Source organism: Rhizobium albus (assembly GCA_030160035.1).
GTDB lineage: Bacteria > Pseudomonadota > Alphaproteobacteria > Rhizobiales > Rhizobiaceae > Georhizobium > Georhizobium albus.
On record BSNO01000004.1, the window covers coordinates 410,833 to 428,384 of the forward strand.

Consider the following 17,552-nt stretch of genomic DNA (forward strand, 5'->3'; position numbering starts at 1 on the left):
CGGCGATCGAGGCAGCTGCGTTAGCGCCTTCTTAGCGATGGCATGATGTGCTGGCCCCTGCAATTTTCAGGGGCGGAAAACCATGCTCAAACTGGTCGTCTGGACAGTCGTCGGCGCAAGCGTCGTGGCCGCCATTCCCCATTATGCATCCCAGTTTCAGGGGCGGCTGGCCGATCGGCAGGCGGCCGAGGCTCAATCGGCCGTCGGCGATTTGGCACGCGTGCAGGACAGCGTCACAGCGCCTGCCGTCAAACCCACCTATCAGGCAAGCTATGCGGCCGGCCGCAGCATCCGCCTCATGGCGGATGAAAAAGGCCATTTCACCGGCAATTTCCGCGTGAACGGCACGCCGCTTCAAGGCCTCATCGATACCGGTGCAACCTATGTGGCGGTCAACCAGTCGACCGCGCGCCGTCTCGGCGTTGCCCTGTCGCCTGCAGATTTCATTTACGGTGTGCAGACGGCCAATGGTGAGACCAAGGCGGCGAAGGTCACGCTGAGCCATGTCGAGGTCGGCTCGCTGCGCGTGGAAGACGTGGAAGCCTTCGTCCTGCAGGACCAGAACATCTCGGTCAATCTGATCGGCATGAGCTTCCTGAACAAGCTCAAGAGCTTCCAGGTCGCCAACGGCGAGCTTCTGCTGGTCAACTAGCTGCAGCGGATCTGGAAAAACCGTCTAGTCGGCGATCCGCATCATCACCGCATCGTTGATCGAGGCTTCGCCCTCGCCGATCCGGTAGGCGGCGATGACGGCGGCTTCGGCCTCCGCGGCCTCGTTTTCGCTACGCGCATGCACGCGGGCGATAGCGTCACCCTCTTGAAGCACCGTGCCGAGCCCGACGAGCTGGTCGAGGCCGACGGCGTGATCGACCGTGTCGGCTGCACGCCGGCGACCACCGCCGAGCGTCACGACTGCAAGGCCTACCCCGCGCGTGTCGATGCCGAGCACCGTTCCTGCCTGTGGGGCTGCGATATCGCGAACGATTGCGGCTTTCGGCAGGTGCCGGTCCATCGCCTCGACGAAATCAGCCGGCCCGCCGAGCGCCGTCACCATGGCCTGGAATTTCTCCGTCGCCGCGCCGCTGTCGAGCGCATCGCGGGCAAGGTCTGCCGCTTCGCCGTGAGAGGCAGCACGGCCCGAGCGTAGAAGCATCTCGGCGGCAAGCGCCAGCGTCACGTCGAGGAGCCGTGCGTCGCGATGCGCGCCAGTCAAAAAGTCCACGGCATTGCGCACTTCCACGGCGTTGCCGGCGGCGGACGCCAGCGGCTGGTCCATCGCGGTGATCAGCGCACTGGTCGAAAGGCCTGCGGCATTGGCGACATCGACGAGCGAGCGCGCCAGCGTCTCGGCCTTCTTCGGGTCGTCCATGAAGGCGCCGTTGCCGCATTTGACGTCGAGCACCAGCGAGCCGAGCCCGGCGGCGAGTTTCTTCGACAGGATCGAGCCGGTGATCAGCGGCACCGATTCCACCGTCGCCGTCACGTCGCGGATGCCGTAGAAGCGCTTGTCCGCAGGCGCGAGCCTGCCGGTCTGGCCGATGATGGCGCAGCCCACCTCGTCCACCGTGCGTCGGAACAGCGCGTTGTCTGGCATCACCGAATAGCCGGGGATCGATTCCATCTTGTCGAGCGTGCCACCCGTGTGGCCGAGCCCGCGGCCGGAAATCATTGGCACCGCGACGCCACAGGCAGCCAGGATCGGCGCAAGCATCAGCGAGACATTGTCGCCGACGCCGCCCGTGGAATGTTTGTCCGAGACGGGCCGGTCGATGTCCGGCCAGGCCAGAACGTCGCCCGAATCGCGCATGGCAAGCGTCAGAGCCACCGTCTCGTCGCGCGACAGCCCGTTGAAGAAGACGGCCATTGCAAAGGCCGCAATCTGGCCCTCGGTGATCGTCTCGTCGGTGATCCCGGCAACGAAGGCGGCGATGTCGGCCTCATCCAGCTTCTGGCGATCGCGCTTGCGGCGGATGAATTCCTGCGGAAGGAGGCTCAATAGGAAGCCTCCGCTCCGCCTGCGGCAGCCCCGCCCGTCAGCTTGGCGCGGATGTCGCCGAGAAGGCCCGATGCGCCGAAGCGGAAGGTGGCAGGTGTCGGCCAGCCTTCACCCATGATTGCTTCCGCTTGGGCGAGATAGCGCGAGGCATCCTCGACCGTGCGCACGCCGCCCGCCGCCTTGAAGCCGACGGCCCGGCCGCTCGCCTTGATCGCGCTCACCATGATCTCCGCGGCTTCCGGCGTCGCGTTCATCGGCACCTTGCCGGTCGAGGTCTTGATGAAGTCCGCGCGTGCCTCGATCGCAAGCTCCGATGCACGACGGATGAGCGCCGGATCGACGAGCTCGCCCGTCTCGAGGATCGTCTTCAGCAGCACCGGCTCGGCGCACACCTCGCGGATCGCCTCCACCATTGCGGAAACGGATCTCTCGTCGCCGGAAAGCAGCGCGCGATAAGGAATCACGAGATCGATCTCGTCAGCGCCGTCCGCAATTGCCTGCACCGTCTCCGCCACGACATCCGAAACGGCCATGTCGCCGGACGGGAAATTCACCACCGTCGCGATCTTCACGGCACTGTCCGGCCCGAGAATGCCGCGCGCTTGCGCCACGAAGCGCGGCCAGATGCAAATGGCTGCTGCATGATCGTCGCCGATAAAGGCGTCGCGGCAGAGCGCGTCGATCGCGTCCGGCGTGCAATGGTCCGTCAGGTCGGTCAGATCGAGCATGGAAAGTGCCCGTGCGGCCTCGGTCTTCATCTCTTCGGCCATGGTCAGTTCTCTTTCCGCAACAGTTCGCTCAGCACCCGGCCAAGGCGTTCGCCCCCGATCGGCGCCATGTCCTTGGTTTCCTGGTGGCTGAGTTCGCCACCGGTCATGCCGGCCCCGAGATTGGTGATGACGGACGCCGCCGCCACCTTCAATCCAAGGAAGCGCGCGAGGATCACTTCGGGCACGGTCGACATGCCGACGGCGTCCGCGCCGAGAATGCGCGCCATGCGGATTTCCGCCGGCGTCTCGAAGCTCGGGCCCGAAAACCACATATAGACGCCCTCATGCAGCGTCACGCCGACGCTGTCCGCCGCCGCCTGCATTGCCGCGCCGAGCTCCGCGTCATAGGCGCTCGTCATGCCGACGAAGCGTGCATCGCTTTCCTCACCGATCAGCGGGTTGAGGCCCGAATAGTTGATGTGGTCGGAAATCCGCATCACCGAGCCGGGCGGCATGTCCTCGCGCACTGAACCGGCGGCATTGGTCAGGATCAGCGTCGTGATGCCGAGCGCCTTCAGCGCTTCAAGCGCCGGACGCATCGCGTCGGCGTCGCCCTTTTCGTAATAATGGACCCGTCCAGCCAGCATCAGTACCGGCGTGCCGGAAAGCGTGCCGCCGACGAGCCGGCCGGCATGGCCCGAAACGCCGCCGCGCGGAAACCCGGGAAGCGCCTCGTAAGGCACCGACACTGCGCCTTCCAGCGCATCGACGAGGCCGCCGAGGCCAGAGCCGAGCACGATCGCAACCTTCGGCTTCAGCCCGCCGAGCTTCTCGTTGAGGATTTCGGCCGCGTATCTCACTTCAAGACCTCGGTCTCGAACGCCATCGGCAGAAGATCGGCAAGCGTCACCGTCTCCACCACGCCGGTATCGTCGCAGAGATAGACCTTTGTCGCTGGCGTGCCGAATTCCGCGAGCCGCTGGCGGCAGCCGCCACAGGGCGTGCACTTGGCCATCTTTTCCGCAATCACGGCCACCTCGGCGATCTTGCCGGCTCCGGCCATCACCATGTGGCCGATCGCCGTCGTCTCGGCGCACCAGCCCTCGGGATAGGAGATCACCTCGATGTTCGCTCCGGCGTAGATATTGCCGTCCGTAGCGCGGATCGCTGCGCCGACGGGAAACTTCGAATAGGGAGCATGCGCCCGCGCCATGGCATCGCGGGCCGCCAGGAACAGATCCTCAGCCATCGGTCTATCTTTCTTTCACGTAAGGGACACCGCCGGCCTTGGGCGGCTCGGCCTTGCCGATGAAGCCCGCTAGGAGGATCACCGTCAAGATATAGGGCAGGGCCTGGATGAACTGCACCGGCACCGGTCCGATGATCGGCAGCGGCTGGCCCTGCATGCGGATGCCCATGGCGTCGAGGAAGCCGAAGAGCAGGCAGGCATACATGATCGGCACTGGCCGCCACTTGGCGAAGATCAGTGCGGCGAGCGCGATATAGCCCTTGCCGGCCGTCATATTCTTCACGAAGCCCGCCGTCAGCGCCATGGAGAGATAGGCACCAGCAAAGCCGCAGAGAATGCCGCAGCAGATCACGGCCCGGTAGCGCAGCCAGGTCACCGAGATGCCCGCCGTATCGACCGCGCCTGGGTTTTCGCCGACAGCCCGGAGCCTCAGGCCGAAGCGCGTGCGGTAAAGCACCCACCAGGCGAAGGGCACCATGGCGAAGGCAAAATAGGTCAGCCAGAAATGCCCCGACAGGATGTCGGAATAGATCGTGCCGAGCACCGGCACGTCGGCAAGCGCTTCGGCAAACGGTAGATCGATCGTGGTGAAGCGCGCATCGCCCGTCAGCGCCGGCGTGCGGCCGCCCTGCGCGAACCACGCCTGGCCGAGAATGACCGTCGTTCCCATGGCGATGAAGTTGATGGCAACACCCGAAACGATCTGGTTGCCGCGCTGCGTGATCGAGGCATAGCCATGCACGAGCGACAGCGCGACCGAGACGACGAGCGCCGCCAGAAGCCCCATCAGCGCGGAGGAGAATACGGCCGCCGCTGCACCGCCCGCAAAGGCCGCGCCGAGCATCTTGCCTTCAAGCCCGATGTCGAAAATGCCCGACCGTTCCGAAAACAGGCCGGCAAGCGCTGCGAGCAGCAGCGGCACGGACAGGCGGATGGTGGATTCGATGGTGAGAACGACGATATCCATCAGCCCGCACTCCCCACGCTGACCGGCGGTGTCTTGGCCGCGCGCGCGCCGAAGAAGCGCGAAATGGCCGGCCGGAAGGTATTTTCCAGCGCGCCGGCGAAGAGGATCACGAGGCCTTGGATGATGACGATCATGTCGCGCGAGATTTCCGGCATTTCGAAGGAAATCTCGGCGCCGCCCTGGTAGAGCATCCCGAAAAGGATCGCCGCAGGGATGATGCCGGCCGGGTGCGAACGTCCCATCAGCGCCACTGCGATGCCGACAAAGCCGGCGCCCGCGACGAAATCGAGCTGCATGCGGCCCTGCTCGCCCATGATCGGGTTCAGCGCCATCATGCCGGCAAGCGCGCCGGAGATCAGCATGGCGATGATGATGATCCGGCTGTCCTTGATGCCGGCGTAGCGCGCGGCCTTTTCCGAGAATCCCATGGTGCGGATTTCATAGCCGAGCTTCGTGCGCCAGATCAGCACCCAGACGAAGACGGCCGCGGCGAGCGCCAGAAGAAACGACACGTTGAACGGCGCGCCGCCGATATCGAGCCCGAAGATCGCCATCAGCCAGTCGAGCTGCGGCAGCTGCCCGCCCTCGCCGAAGGTGCGCGTTTGCGGCGACATGGTGCCGGCCGGCTTCATCACCTCGACGAGGAGATAGATCATCACGCTCGACGCGATGAAGTTGAACATGATCGTGGTGATGACGATGTGGCTGCCGCGCTTGGCGCGCAGATAGGCAGGAATGAACGCCCATGCCGCACCAAACAGCGCCGCGCCGATCGTCGCCACGATGAAGGTCAGGTACCAGGGCAGGATCGTGTCGAAGGTCAGGCACGCGAGCGCCACGCCGATGCCGCCGATATAGGCCTGGCCCTCGCCGCCGATGTTGAAGAGCTTGCAGTGAAAAGCGACCGCGACCGCCAGCCCCGTAAAGATGAACGTCGTCGCGTAGTAGAGCGTATAGCCGATGCCCTCGCCATAGCCGAAGGCGCCGTCGACCAGAAGCGTCGCCGCGCGGATCGGGCTCTGGCCGACGAGAAGCACGACGAGACCGGCAACGGCAAACGCGACGATCAGGTTGATGAGCGGGATGAGGACATATTCCACCCATCCCGGAAGTTTTGCATATGGGGTGGCCATTGAACTACTCCGCCGCCTCCCGGTCTTCCTCGATGCCCGCCATCAGCAGGCCGAGATCGTCTTCGCCCGCTTCGCCGTCGCGCTCGCCGACGACCCGGCCGGCGAACATCACGAGGATCCGGTCCGAGAGCGCGCGGATTTCGTCGAGCTCGACGGAGACGAGGAGCACGGCTTTGCCGGCATCGCGCATCTCGATGATGCGCTTGTGAATGAATTCGATGGCGCCGACATCGACGCCGCGCGTCGGCTGCCCGATGATCAGCACGTCGGGATCCTGTTCGATCTCGCGCGCGAGCACCACCTTCTGCTGGTTGCCACCGGAGAAATTGGCGGTTTTCAGCCGGGCGTTGGCCGGGCGGATGTCGTAGGCCTTGATCTTTGCCTCGGCATCCTTGCGGATCGCGTCGACGTTGAGGAACACCCCGTTCAGATAGTCCGGCTGGTCGTGATAGCCGAGGATGGCGCTTTCGGCCTCCTCGAATTCGAGGATCAGGCCCATATGGTGCCGGTCTTCCGGCACATGCGCGAGGCCGCGGCGGCGCAGTTCCGCAGGGTCCGCCTTGCCGGAAATGTCGACCGGCTTGCCGTTGAGATAGACCTCGCCTCCCGACGCCGTGCGGATACCGGCGATCGTCTCCAGAAGCTGCGACTGGCCGTTTCCGGCAACGCCCGCGATCCCGACGATCTCGCCGGCACGCACGTCGAGCGACACGTTGTCGACCACAGTCACGCCGCGCGAATCCTTGACCGTGAGATTGCGCACCGAAAGCTTCACGTCACCGGGATTGGCGGGGCCTTTTTCCACGCGCAGCAGAACGCGGCGGCCGACCATCAGGCTCGCGAGCTCTTCGACGGAGGTGTCTGCCGTCTGCCTCGTTCCGACCAGTTCACCCTGGCGCATGACGGACACCTCGTCGGTGATCGCCATGATCTCGCGCAGCTTGTGCGTGATGAAGATGATCGTCTTTCCCTGGTCCTTGAGCTGGCCGAGGATGCGGAAGAGGTGGTCGGCTTCCGGCGGCGTCAGCACGCCGGTCGGCTCGTCGAGGATGAGGATTTCCGCCCCGCGATAGAGCGCCTTCAGGATTTCCACGCGCTGCTGCAGGCCGACGGGCAGTTCCTCGATCACCGCGTCCGGATCGACTTCCAGCGCGTAGTCGCGCTCCAGCCGCTTCAATTCGGCGCGGGCCCGCGCAATGCCCTTGTTCAGGATCGCGCTGTCTTCGGCGCCGAGCATGATGTTCTCGAGCACCGTGAAATTGTCGACCAGCATGAAGTGCTGGTGGACCATGCCGATGCCGGCGGCGATCGCCTCGTTCGGATTGGTGATCTTGCGCTTGGTGCCGTCGACCAGGATCTCGCCGCTGTCGGCCTCGTAGAAGCCGTAGAGGATCGACATCAGCGTCGACTTGCCTGCGCCGTTCTCGCCGATGATGCCGTGAATGGTACCCTTGCGGACCTTCAGGCTGATGTCCTTGTTGGCATGCACGAGCCCGAAGCGCTTGTTGATGCCGATAAGTTCGATCGCTGTTTCGTTCATGTCCGCCTTGGCCAAACCGCTTTGGTCGTCAGGATTATCGACATCTTGCTGAGCGCCGCCTGCTGCGCAAGGAGAGGTTTGCCACTCTCGACAGTTCTTCGCATAAAGTCCAGTTGGGCTGCGCACGCGCCGGGTAACGATGAAGCCGCGTGCAGGCAAGGTAAAACCGCTCACGATCGGGTGAATTCATGCAGAGAGCCGAACCGCGGCGGCGCGACGACTACCGCCTTTTCCGACCGCTTCAGACAAGATGGGCCGACAATGATGCCTACGGGCACATGAACAATGTCGTGCATTACGCGCTGTTCGATACGGCCATCAACGGCTGGTTGGTCGAAAAGGAGCTCCTCGATATCGCCCGCGGCGAGATCGTCGGGCTCGTGGTCGAAACCGGTTGCAGCTATTTCAGCGAAATGGCCTTTCCCGATCCCGTCACGGCTGGCATAGCCGTCACGCGCATCGGCACGTCGTCCGTCACCTACCGCATCGGCCTCTTTCGCGGCGACGAGGGCGTCGAGGCGGCACAGGGCCGGTTCACCCATGTCTATGTGGATCGCGTAAGTCGCAAACCGCAGCCGCTCGATGCGCGCTGGCGGACCATCCTCGAGGAGATTTCGCTATGAGCGCCGATCTGGAAAACCGTCTGACCGCGCTGGAAGAACTCGCCGCGCACCAGGCGAAGACGATCGAGGATCTTTCGGACGAGCTGGCCAAACAGTATCAGGTCACCGACAGGCTGACACGCCAGGTCGAGGCGATCGCGCAGCGCTTCATGGCGATCGAGGAACAAAGCAGCGGGCCCGTTCCAGTCACCAGACCCCCGCATTATTGAAGATGCGAAACGGGGTTATGGCTCAGTTGTGGCCCTTCAGCCCCAGCACGTCGATCATCGAATAGAGCCCCGGCTGCTGACGACTGGCCCAAAGCGCGGCCTTGACTGCGCCGCGCGCGAAGATCGCCCGGTCGGTTGCCTTGTGGGTCAGCTCGATCGTTTCGCCTTCGCCGGCGATCAGCACCGTGTGCTCGCCGACCACCGAACCGCCGCGCAGCGTCGCAAAGCCGATCGTGCCTTCGGGCCGCGCGCCCGTGTGCCCGTCGCGCACCCGCACGCTCTTTTCCGCAAGGTCGATCGCCCGTCCGTGGGCGGCCGCCTGGCCGAGCAGCAATGCGGTGCCTGATGGCGCATCGACCTTGTGCCGGTGGTGCATTTCCAGCACCTCGATGTCCCAGTCGGCCGCTTCGAGCGCGCGGGCCGCGTCTTCCACCAGCACGGCGAGCAGGTTCACGCCAAGGCTCATATTGCCGGACTTGACGATCCGCGCACCGGCCGCCGCGTCGCGAATGGCCGCCTCGTCCTCGTCGGAACATCCGGTCGTTCCGATGATGTGGACGAGCCCCGCGGTCGAAGCGCGGCGCGAAAGTGCAACTGTCGCTTCCGGCGCCGTGAAATCCAGAACGCCGTCGGCCTCGGCAAGCGCTGCTTCCGGATCGTGGGTGACGATCACGCCATTGGCGCCCAGGCCTGCCAGTTGGCCGGCGTCAGCGCCGATCGAGGCGGCGCCCGGCCGGTCGAATGCGCCGACGAGCACAACGCCCGGAATGGCATCGATGCTCTGGATCAGTGCGCGACCCATGCGTCCGCCTGCACCGGCTACGACGAGCTTCAGGTCCTTCATATCGCTCATGACATCTGCCCTTTGCTGCTGACCGGCTGGGGCAGGGCGTCGCTCTCGTCGAAGCCGTCGATGCCCAGCATCTGCATGTTGTGGAAGCGTGCGTAGATCCCGTCGGTCTTGGTGACCAGATCGTCATGGCGGCCTTCCTCGGCCACGCGTCCCGCCTGCATGACGACGATCTTGTCGGCGCGTGCGATGGTGGACAGGCGATGCGCAATGACGATGACGGTACGGCCTTGCATCGCTGTCTCCAGCGCGCGCTGCACCAGCGCTTCCGATTCCGTGTCCAGCGCGGACGTCGCCTCGTCCAGAAGCAGGATCGGCGCGTTGCGCACCAGCGCGCGGGCAATCGACAGCCGCTGGCGCTGGCCGCCCGAAAGCGTGATCCCGTTTTCGCCGACGGGCGTGTCGTAGCCGCGCGGTTGGGTCAGGATGAAATCATGCGCATTCGCTCGGCGCGCCGCTTCCTCGATCTCGGTATCCGTCGCATCCGGCCGGCCATAGCGGATATTGTCGCGGATCGAGCCCTCGAACAGGTAAGGCTGCTGCGAGACATAGGCGATCGCGGCGCGCAGTGACTGCTTTGTGACGTCGGCGATATCCTGCCCGTCGATCAGGATGCGGCCTGCTTCTGGATCGTAAAAGCGCGGCACGAGGCTGATGACCGTGGACTTTCCGGCGCCCGAAGGCCCGACGAGCGCTGTCGTTTTCCCGGCATGCGCCGTGAACGAAACGTCGCGCAGGATCGGATCGCCCTGCTGGTAGGAGAAGTTGACCCCATCGAGCACCACTTCGCCCTTGCCCATCACGAGCGGCTTGGCGCCGGGACGATCGGCCTGCTGCGGCTGGATGTCGAGGATTTCGTAGATCATGCGGGCATTCACGACAGCCCGCTCGAGGCTCACCTGCAGCCGCGCCAGGCGCTTGGCCGGCTCGTAGGCGAGAAGCAGCGCCGTCACGAAGGCGAAGAACGCGCCCGGGAGCACGTCGCCATAGATCGATCGGAACGCCGCATAGGCGAGCACGCCCGAAATCGCGAGGCCGGCAAGCGTTTCGGTCAGCGGCGAGGTCCGCTCCGTCAGCCGGATGATGCGGTTCGCCCGCCCTTCGGCCGCGTCGATCAGCCGGTTCATGCGCACCCTGAGCACGTCTTCCATGGTGAAGGATTTCACGATGGTGATGCCCTGGACAGTTTCCTGCATGGCGGCCTGAACGCTGCTGTTCAGCTCCACCGCATCGCGCGTGGCGCTCCTCAGCCGCTTCGAAATATAGCGCAATGCCAGGAGAAGCGGCGGCGCGACGGTGAAGACGATCAGCGTCAAGAGCCAGTCTTTCGACAGCATGACCCCGATCAGCGCGACGAGCGTCAGGAGGTCCCGCGCAAGCGACGTGATCGTCAGGTTCAAGACGTCGCGGATGCCGATGACGTTCTGGCTGATCTGCGCGGCGATCTGTGCGGAGCGGTTGTCGCTGTAAAACCCGACGCTGAGTGCCATCAGCTGGTCGAAGAGCCGTTTCTGGTAGCGTGCGACCAGATTATTGCCGACCTTGGCCAGAATCACGGCCTGCCCGTAGGAGGCGAGGCCGCGCAGCAGAAAGGCTGCGAAGATCGAGCCGCAGATGAGCCAGACGACGTCGGCGCGCTGATTGGCGAAGGCCTCGTTGATCACGATTTCCATGATCCAGGCCGTAAACGCCGTCGTCGCCGCCACGATTGCCAGGCAGATGGCCGCGAACACGTAGTCACGAACGTAGTCGCGCCCGTTCTCCGAAAGGATGCGCTTCAGCATCCCCATGACGGTGTCGGGATCGAGCCGTCGCTTTTTGGTCGGTTCTGTCATGCGGTTGTCGGTTCGCACCCTGGAGACTGTGGCCGTTCGCTAAGCATTGCCGGGGTCTATAGACGCTTGGTCCCGCTTTGCCTATTGCAGCGCTGCCACGGCTTGCGCCAACGACCGCGGCGAAGAGCGTGGCCAACATGGTCGGCTGGTCGGCCGTTGCCCGCGCGGAAAACTCTTGCGTCTCCGGGCGAAGAAGACTATCTAGTCGTCAAAATTCTTGGTCATACGAGCAAGAGTGGGTTCCTGCCGGGGCCCGCTCTTTTTTGTTTCCATCGGCAGCCGCCGACCCGACCAGTCTGCGGCGCGCCGCGCGAGCGACTGGCAGGCATGACTGAAACGCAAACACTATTCGATCCGAACGAAGACCGCCTGATCACCGAAACGGGCACCGATGCGCGCATCGCCGCGATCGTGGAGCCCGTGGTGCGTTCTCTCGACATGCGCCTGGTGCGCGTGCGGCTGTCGGGCCAGAACGGGCTGACGCTGCAGATCATGGCCGAGCGGCTCGATGGCACGATGACGGTCGAAGACTGCGAGGCGCTGTCGCGCGCCGTGTCGCCCGCGCTCGATGTCGATGATCCGATCGACAAGGCCTATCACCTGGAAGTGTCCTCGCCCGGCATCGACCGCCCGATGGTCCGCCGCGCCGATTTCGCCAACTGGCAGGGCCATGTCGTCAAGGTCGAAACCTCGGTCCTCGTCGACAATCGCAAGCGCTTTCGTGGTAAGATCGCATCTGTGAGCGAAGATGGCTTCCTCCTGGAGCGCGACCAGGCGAGCTATGGCGACGAGCCGACGGTGCAGATCCCGTTCGTCGCGCTGGCCGATGCCAAGCTGATCCTGACCGACGAACTCATTCGCGAGGCGCTGCAGGCCGACAAGGCCGCCAAGGCGGCGCGCGCAGCCAACGAGAACAATCCGCCCGAGTCCGACGAGGACGACGGCGCCGACGACAACTAAAGCGTTTCCAGGTGAAGTGGATACCGGTTCACCGTCCGGAAGCGCGACAAATCAAATAGCTGGAGCGGTTGAGCGATTCGAAGAAAAGCGAAACTGCTCTAGCGACATCTGACGGCTTCAACGCCGCAATGACGAGCGGCGCCTTCGGTGGCGCCCATTCAGGGAGATATCCATGGCAGTCAGTGCAAACAGGCTCGAACTCTTGCAGATCGCCGACGCGGTCGCCCGCGAGAAGCTGATCGATCGCGAGATCGTCATCGACGCGATGGCGGACGCCATCCAAAAGGCTGCCCGCTCGCGCTACGGCCAGGAGACCGACATCCTCGCCGACATCAATCCGAAGACAGGCGAGATCAAGCTGCAGCGCCGTCTGCTCGTCGTCGACAAGGTCGAGGACTATTCAACCCAGATCGCCCTCGAACTGGCGCGTGACCGCGACGAGAACATCCAGCTCGGCGATTTCGTGACCGATCCGCTGCCGCCCATGGATTTCGGCCGCATCGCCGCCCAGTCGGCAAAGCAGGTCATCGTCCAGAAGGTTCGCGAAGCCGAGCGCGACAAGCAGTATGATGAATACAAGGACCGCGTCGGCGAGATCGTCAACGGCACCGTCAAGCGCGTCGAATATGGCAACGTCATCGTCGATCTCGGCCGTGGCGAAGGCATCATCCGCCGCGACGAGACGATCCCGCGGGAAAACTTCCGCTATGGCGACCGCGTCCGCGCCTATGTCTACGATGTGCGCCGCGAGCAGCGCGGCCCGCAGATATTCCTGTCGCGCACGCATCCGCAGTTCATGGTCAAGCTCTTCACCATGGAAGTGCCGGAAATCTACGACGGCGTCATCGAGATCCGCTCGGTTGCCCGTGATCCCGGTTCGCGTGCCAAGATCGCGGTCATCTCCAACGATAGCTCCATCGATCCCGTCGGCGCCTGCGTCGGCATGCGCGGCAGCCGCGTCCAGGCGGTCGTCGGCGAGCTTCAGGGCGAAAAGATCGACATCATCCCGTGGAGCCACGACCCGGCTTCCTTCATCGTCAACGCCCTTCAGCCGGCCGAAGTCGCCAAGGTCGTTCTCGACGAAGATGCCGAGCGCATCGAAGTGGTCGTGCCGGACGAGCAGCTTTCGCTCGCCATCGGCCGCCGCGGCCAGAACGTGCGCCTCGCCTCGCAGCTCACCGGCTGGGATATCGACATCCTGACCGAGGAAGAAGAAAGCCAGCGCCGCCAGAAGGAATTCGTCGAGCGCTCGAACCTCTTCATGGAAGCCCTCAATGTCGACGAGATGGTCGGCCAGGTGCTGGCATCCGAAGGCTTCAGCCAGGTCGAGGAAGTCGCCTATGTCGATCTTGACGAAATCGCGTCCATCGACGGTTTCGACGAAGAGACCGCGCAGGAACTCCAAACCCGCGCCCGCGAGCACCTCGATCGCCTGGAAGCCGAACTCGAAGCCAAGCGTGTCGAGCTCGGTGTTGCCGATGACCTGAAGCAGGTCGAAGGCCTGACGACGCAGATGCTGGTCGCGCTCGGCGAGAACGACATCAAGTCGCTCGACGACTTCGCCGGCTGTGCGGCCGACGACCTCGTCGGCTGGGCGGAGCGCAAAAACGGCGAAACCAAGCGGTTCGACGGCATCCTGAAGGATTTCGAAGTGTCCCGCGCTGACGCCGATGCGATGATCATCCAGGCGCGTCTGGCTGCCGGCTGGATCACCGAGGACGACATCGCAGCCGAAGAAGGTGCGGAAGAAGCCGTCGAAGAGGATGCCGAGCAGGCCTGAGGCCTCACGGCTCCTAGAGCGTTTCCAGGTTAAGTGGATACCGGTTCACCGTCGGAAACGCGACAAATCAAAACTTAGAGCCGTTGAGCGAGTCGAAGAAACGCGAAACGGCTTTTGCAAGAAACTGGAAAGCGGATCGTGGCCGGAAAGGTTGAGCCAATGAGCGAGCGCATGTGCATCGTCACGCGCGCAAGCGGCCCGACGGAAGGCCTGATCCGCTTCGTCGCGGCTCCGGACGGCACCGTCGTTCCCGATCTGAAGGAGCGACTGCCCGGCCGCGGCTGCTGGATCACGCCCGAGCGCGATATCGTCGCACTCGCCCTGAAGCGCCGCCTTTTCGCCAAGGCCCTCAAGGCCGAGGTGACGATCGATCCGGACATGCCGGAAATGCTCGATCGCCTGTTGCGCGATCAGTTGCTCGGCATGATGGCCATGGCCCGCAAGGCCGGCCAGTTCGTCTCCGGCGCCACCAAGGTCGACAAGGCCGTGCGCTCCGGCGAAGCGCTCGCGGTCTTCCATGCCACCGATGCGGCAGAGGACGGCGTGCGCAAGATCGGCCAGGCGCGCCATTTCGCGGTCGAGGTCGGACTGGAGCCGATCGAGGCATTTCACCTCCTCAGCGCCGACGAGATGGCGTTTCATTTGGGCGAAGGCGCGTTAATCCATGCCGCAGCGCTTGCGGGACAGGCCGGTGAGGGTGTAGTGAAGCGCGCAAAGTTGCTCCATCGCTACCGCCACGGCTTGGCTAAGCCGTCAGATGGGGCCCTCAACGGTGGGACCGAACATGGCGAACTGGAATAGATGTGTGGCGTCGGCATGAGCCCGCGCCGTCGAGAATAGATCGAAACAGCGCTGCGCCGCCATCCCTGTCGCGCATCTCTGTTTCCAAGGAACGGATACGGAATGAGCGACACTAAAGACGACAAGACCCTGAGCGTACCGAGCAAGTCGACCCTTACTCTGAAGCGTCCCGGCGGCAGCCAGGGCACTGTACGGCAGGAAATGGGACGCGGCCGGACGAAGGCCGTCGTCGTTGAGACGCGCAAGCGTCGCATTCACCGCCCAGAAGACGATGTGAAGCCGGCACCCGCTCAGGCGGCGCCGGCTGCACCCACGCCTGCTGCTGCCCCGGCAGCGCAGTCCCAGCAGCAGCCGGCACAGCCAGCAGCGTCGACGTCGGCATCACCTGCGCCTGCCGCCGCGGCACCCGCGCCGGCTGCCGCCGCGCCGCAGCAGCAGCCGCAACGTCCGGCAGCCCCGCGTCCGGCCCCGCAGCGCCCGGCCTCAGCTCCTCAGCGCTTCGAGACCCCGCGTCCGGCTCCGCAGGTGCGGCCGCGTCCAGGCTCCACCGGCAACCTTTCCGCCGGTGAGATGGATGCCCGCCGTCGTGCACTCGAGGAAGCACGCATCCGCGACATCGAGGAGCGCAAGCAGGCCGAGATCGAAGCTCGCCGCCGCGCCGAGGAAGACAAGCGCCTCGCCATCGAGCGTGCCGAGCAGGCCCGCATCGAGGCGGAACAGGCCGCGTTGAACCGGGCTGAGACCGAAGCCAAGGTCCTCTCCGCCGAATCCGGCGAACGCAAGCGTCCGGCTCCCGTCAAGGAGAAGGAAAAGGAAGAGGCTGCCCCCGTCGCCCGCGTCGGCCGCAAGGTCGATGCCGACGATGACGATGGTCGCGCCGGCCCTCGCAAGGGTGCAGGTCCGGCCAAGGTGGAGGCACCGAAGCCAACCCGCGCCAAGACCGACGGCGAACGCCGCCGTGGCAAGCTGACCCTCACGGGCGCTCTGGACGAAGATGGTTCGACCCGCGGTCGTTCGCTCTCGGCCATGCGTCGCCGCCAGGAGAAGTTCAAGCGCGCGCAGATGCAGGAGACCCGCGAGAAGATCCAGCGCGAGGTCGTCCTGCCGGAAACCATCACCATCCAGGAACTCTCCCAGCGTATGGCGGAGCGTTCGGTCGACGTCATCAAGTACCTGATGAAGGAAGGCCAGATGATGAAGCCCGGCGACATCATCGATGCCGACCTGGCCGAGCTCATCGCCACCGAATTCGGCCACACGGTCAAGCGCGTGTCGGAATCCGACGTCGAAGAGGGCATCTTCGACGTGCAGGATGTCGATGGCGATCTGTCGTCGCGTCCGCCGATCGTCACGATCATGGGCCACGTCGACCACGGCAAGACGTCGTTGCTCGACGCCATCCGCAACGCCAACGTCGTGTCTGGCGAGGCCGGTGGCATCACCCAGCATATCGGCGCCTACCAGGTCGAGAAGGATGGCAACAAGATCACCTTCATCGACACGCCCGGCCACGCCGCCTTCACGGCCATGCGTGCCCGTGGTGCGCAGGCAACCGACATCGCGATCCTCGTGGTCGCAGCTGATGACAGCGTGATGCCGCAAACGATCGAGTCGATCAGCCACGCCAAGGCGGCCAACGTGCCGATCATCGTGGCGATCAACAAGATCGACAAGCCGTCGGCCGACCCCCAGAAGGTCCGCACGCAGCTCCTCCAGCACGAGGTGTTCGTGGAATCCATGGGCGGTGAAGTGCTCGACGTGGAAGTGTCCGCGAAGACCGGCGCCAATCTCGACAAGCTGCTCGAAGCGATCCTTCTCCAGTCGGAAATTCTCGACCTGAAGGCCAATACGAGCCGTACGGCCGAAGGTATGGTCGTCGAAGCGAAGCTCGATCGCGGTCGCGGTTCGGTTGCCACGGTGCTGGTCCAGAAGGGCACGCTGCATCCGGGCGAAATCATCGTCGCGGGCGACCAGTGGGGCCGCGTGCGTGCGCTGGTCAACGACCGCGGCGAAAGCGTCAAGGAAGCGGGTCCGTCGATGCCGGTCGAGATCCTCGGCCTGCAGGGCACGCCGATGGCCGGTGACCGGTTCGCGGTCGTCGAGAACGAGCAGCGCGCCCGCGAGATTTCCGAATACCGTCAGCGTCTCGCTCGTGAAAAGGCAGTCGCGCGTCAGGCCGGCTCACGCGGTTCGCTCGAACAGATGATGACGCAGCTCCAGGATACCGGGCTGAAGGAATTCCCGCTCGTCATCAAAGGCGACGTTCAGGGTTCGATCGAGGCCATCATCGGCACGCTCGACAAGCTCGGAACCAGCGAAGTTCGTGCACGCATCGTGCATTCCGGCGCTGGCGGCATTACCGAAAGCGACATCTCGCTTGCGGAAGCCTCCAATGCGGCGATCATCGGCTTCAACGTCCGCGCCAACAAGCAGGCACGCGATGCTGCGCAGGCCGCCGGCATCGAGATCCGCTACTACAACATCATCTACGACCTGGTAGATGATGTGAAATCCGCCATGTCGGGCCTTCTGTCGCCGGAGCGGCGCGAGACCTTCATCGGCAATGCCGAGATCCTCGAGGTGTTCAACATCACGAAGATCGGCAAGGTCGCTGGTTGCCGCGTCACGGAAGGCAAGGTCGAGCGTGGAGCCGGCGTGCGCCTCATCCGCGACAACGTCGTCATCCACGAAGGCACGCTCAAGACCCTCAAGCGCTTCAAGGACGAAGTGTCCGAAGTGCCGGTCGGCCAAGAGTGCGGCATGGCGTTCCAGAACTACGAAGACATTCGTGCAGGCGACGTCATCGAGTGCTTCCGCGTCGAGCATGTAACGCGGACGCTCTAGTCGTCGTTCGATCGATCGGATCAGGACGCGTCGGGACATTCAGCCCGGCGCGTCT

The 17,552-nt window shown here is 64.4% G+C and carries 16 protein-coding genes; 7 read left to right on the plus strand and 9 right to left on the minus strand.

The genetic code is table 11. The annotated features are described in order from the left end of the window. The first annotated feature begins 91 nt into the window (after positions 1-91). Positions 92-652 carry a TIGR02281 family clan AA aspartic protease gene (locus QQL76_RS17250; RefSeq protein ID WP_499208962.1) on the plus strand — a complete coding sequence of 187 codons (561 nt, stop codon included), beginning with the start codon at positions 92-94 and terminating at the stop codon, positions 650-652. Between the two features lie 24 nt (positions 653-676). Here QQL76_RS17250 and deoA read toward each other — a convergent pair whose 3' ends face one another. From deoA to QQL76_RS17285, 7 genes are read right to left on the minus strand one after another with little or no spacing between them, the layout of a single operon-like run. Then, positions 677-1,996 carry a thymidine/pyrimidine-nucleoside phosphorylase gene (deoA, locus tag QQL76_RS17255; protein ID WP_499208697.1) on the minus strand — a complete coding sequence of 440 codons (1,320 nt, stop codon included), beginning with the start codon at positions 1,994-1,996 and terminating at the stop codon, positions 677-679. Further along, positions 1,993-2,766 carry a 2-deoxyribose-5-phosphate aldolase gene (gene deoC, locus QQL76_RS17260; protein ID WP_499208698.1) on the minus strand — a complete coding sequence of 258 codons (774 nt, stop codon included), beginning with the start codon at positions 2,764-2,766 and terminating at the stop codon, positions 1,993-1,995. The genes deoA and deoC overlap by 4 nt, the downstream gene beginning before the upstream one ends. 2 nt (positions 2,767-2,768) lie before the next feature. Further along, entirely contained in the window at positions 2,769-3,566 is a 798-nt protein-coding gene (locus tag QQL76_RS17265; RefSeq protein WP_499208699.1) for a purine-nucleoside phosphorylase, read from the minus strand. Next, on the minus strand, positions 3,563-3,955 hold the full coding sequence (locus QQL76_RS17270) for a cytidine deaminase (RefSeq protein ID WP_499208700.1): 393 nt from the start codon (positions 3,953-3,955) through the stop codon (positions 3,563-3,565). The genes QQL76_RS17265 and QQL76_RS17270 overlap by 4 nt, the downstream gene beginning before the upstream one ends. A 4-nt stretch (positions 3,956-3,959) precedes the next feature. Further along, positions 3,960-4,922, minus strand: a complete 963-nt coding sequence (locus tag QQL76_RS17275; RefSeq protein WP_499208701.1) for an ABC transporter permease — start codon at positions 4,920-4,922, stop codon at positions 3,960-3,962. Beyond that, positions 4,922-6,055 carry an ABC transporter permease gene (locus QQL76_RS17280; RefSeq protein WP_499208702.1) on the minus strand — a complete coding sequence of 378 codons (1,134 nt, stop codon included), beginning with the start codon at positions 6,053-6,055 and terminating at the stop codon, positions 4,922-4,924. Before QQL76_RS17280 ends, QQL76_RS17275 begins: the two co-directional genes overlap by 1 nt. A gap of 4 nt (positions 6,056-6,059) precedes the next feature. After that, entirely contained in the window at positions 6,060-7,595 is a 1,536-nt protein-coding gene (locus QQL76_RS17285; protein WP_499208703.1) for an ABC transporter ATP-binding protein, read from the minus strand. A 188-nt stretch (positions 7,596-7,783) separates the two neighbouring features. Here QQL76_RS17285 and QQL76_RS17290 point away from each other — a divergent pair, with 188 nt between their 5' ends. Together QQL76_RS17290 and QQL76_RS17295 are read left to right on the plus strand one after the other, a co-directional pair. Next, positions 7,784-8,218 carry an acyl-CoA thioesterase gene (locus tag QQL76_RS17290; protein WP_499208704.1) on the plus strand — a complete coding sequence of 145 codons (435 nt, stop codon included), beginning with the start codon at positions 7,784-7,786 and terminating at the stop codon, positions 8,216-8,218. Beyond that, complete coding sequence (locus QQL76_RS17295; protein ID WP_151987014.1) at positions 8,215-8,427, plus strand: SlyX family protein; 213 nt, start codon at positions 8,215-8,217, stop codon at positions 8,425-8,427. The genes QQL76_RS17290 and QQL76_RS17295 overlap by 4 nt, the downstream gene beginning before the upstream one ends. Before the next feature lie 22 nt (positions 8,428-8,449). On the opposite strand, the gene dapB is transcribed toward QQL76_RS17295, so the two are convergent. Together dapB and QQL76_RS17305 are read right to left on the minus strand one after the other, a co-directional pair. Next, entirely contained in the window at positions 8,450-9,280 is an 831-nt protein-coding gene (dapB, locus tag QQL76_RS17300) for a 4-hydroxy-tetrahydrodipicolinate reductase (RefSeq protein ID WP_499208705.1), read from the minus strand. Beyond that, positions 9,277-11,112: an ABC transporter ATP-binding protein gene (locus QQL76_RS17305; protein WP_499208706.1), complete on the minus strand. Its 1,836-nt coding sequence runs from the start codon at positions 11,110-11,112 to the stop codon at positions 9,277-9,279. The genes dapB and QQL76_RS17305 overlap by 4 nt, the downstream gene beginning before the upstream one ends. 327 nt (positions 11,113-11,439) lie before the next feature. On the opposite strand from QQL76_RS17305, the gene rimP reads away from it, so the two are divergent. The 4 genes from rimP to infB all read left to right on the plus strand — a co-directional run bounded on the left by rimP (position 11,440) and on the right by infB (position 17,497). Then, on the plus strand, positions 11,440-12,072 hold the full coding sequence (rimP, locus tag QQL76_RS17310; RefSeq protein WP_499208707.1) for a ribosome maturation factor RimP: 633 nt from the start codon (positions 11,440-11,442) through the stop codon (positions 12,070-12,072). Positions 12,073-12,244: 172 nt separating this feature from the next. Next, positions 12,245-13,852, plus strand: coding sequence for a transcription termination/antitermination protein NusA (gene nusA / locus QQL76_RS17315; protein WP_499208708.1), 1,608 nt, complete (start codon positions 12,245-12,247; stop codon positions 13,850-13,852). Positions 13,853-14,011: 159 nt separating this feature from the next. After that, complete coding sequence (locus QQL76_RS17320) at positions 14,012-14,653, plus strand: YlxR family protein (RefSeq protein ID WP_499208709.1); 642 nt, start codon at positions 14,012-14,014, stop codon at positions 14,651-14,653. 102 nt (positions 14,654-14,755) lie between these two features. Next, positions 14,756-17,497: a translation initiation factor IF-2 gene (infB, locus tag QQL76_RS17325; protein ID WP_499208710.1), complete on the plus strand. Its 2,742-nt coding sequence runs from the start codon at positions 14,756-14,758 to the stop codon at positions 17,495-17,497. The last annotated feature ends 55 nt before the right edge of the window (positions 17,498-17,552 follow it).

What these genes read in the sequence shown, in the direction of transcription:
- QQL76_RS17320 (WP_499208709.1), top strand. Translation starts at nt 14,012, where the DNA reads ATGAGCGAGCGCATGTGCATCGTCACGCGCGCAAGCGGCCCGACGGAA.
- QQL76_RS17295 (WP_151987014.1), top strand. Translation starts at nt 8,215, where the DNA reads ATGAGCGCCGATCTGGAAAACCGTCTGACCGCGCTGGAAGAACTCGCC.
- rimP (WP_499208707.1), top strand. Translation starts at nt 11,440, where the DNA reads ATGACTGAAACGCAAACACTATTCGATCCGAACGAAGACCGCCTGATC.
- QQL76_RS17270 (WP_499208700.1), bottom strand. Translation starts at nt 3,955, where the DNA reads ATGGCTGAGGATCTGTTCCTGGCGGCCCGCGATGCCATGGCGCGGGCG.
- nusA (WP_499208708.1), top strand. Translation starts at nt 12,245, where the DNA reads ATGGCAGTCAGTGCAAACAGGCTCGAACTCTTGCAGATCGCCGACGCG.
- QQL76_RS17305 (WP_499208706.1), bottom strand. Translation starts at nt 11,112, where the DNA reads ATGACAGAACCGACCAAAAAGCGACGGCTCGATCCCGACACCGTCATG.
- QQL76_RS17285 (WP_499208703.1), bottom strand. Translation starts at nt 7,595, where the DNA reads ATGAACGAAACAGCGATCGAACTTATCGGCATCAACAAGCGCTTCGGG.
- dapB (WP_499208705.1), bottom strand. Translation starts at nt 9,280, where the DNA reads ATGAGCGATATGAAGGACCTGAAGCTCGTCGTAGCCGGTGCAGGCGGA.
- QQL76_RS17280 (WP_499208702.1), bottom strand. Translation starts at nt 6,055, where the DNA reads ATGGCCACCCCATATGCAAAACTTCCGGGATGGGTGGAATATGTCCTC.
- QQL76_RS17290 (WP_499208704.1), top strand. Translation starts at nt 7,784, where the DNA reads ATGCAGAGAGCCGAACCGCGGCGGCGCGACGACTACCGCCTTTTCCGA.
- infB (WP_499208710.1), top strand. Translation starts at nt 14,756, where the DNA reads ATGAGCGACACTAAAGACGACAAGACCCTGAGCGTACCGAGCAAGTCG.
- QQL76_RS17275 (WP_499208701.1), bottom strand. Translation starts at nt 4,922, where the DNA reads ATGGATATCGTCGTTCTCACCATCGAATCCACCATCCGCCTGTCCGTG.
- deoC (WP_499208698.1), bottom strand. Translation starts at nt 2,766, where the DNA reads ATGGCCGAAGAGATGAAGACCGAGGCCGCACGGGCACTTTCCATGCTC.